This window comes from Shigella sp. FC1567, from assembly GCF_001743015.1.
GTDB lineage: Bacteria > Pseudomonadota > Gammaproteobacteria > Enterobacterales > Enterobacteriaceae > Escherichia > Escherichia coli.
The window spans coordinates 1-217 of sequence record NZ_MIIV01000480.1; the positions used below are offsets into that span (position 1 = coordinate 1).

1 pseudogene is annotated in these 217 nt (G+C 52.5%); it reads left to right on the top strand.

Features of this window, described 5'->3' with window-relative positions:
* Positions 1-217 (top strand): annotated as a pseudogene (locus BHE85_RS20345) (IS1-like element transposase); the annotation flags it as partial.

Below are 217 nucleotides of genomic sequence, written 5' to 3' on the forward strand. Positions count from 1 at the left end.
CTCTGCTCTCATTGCCGTAAAACATGGCAACTACAGTTCACTTACACCGCCTCTCAGCCCGGTACGCACCAGAAATCATTGATATGGCCATGAATGGCGTCGGATGTCGCGCCAGTGCACGCATTATGGGCGTTGGCCTCAACACGGTTTTACGTCACTTAAAAAACTCAGGCCGCAGTCGGTAACCTCGCGCATACAACCGGGCAGTGATGTGATT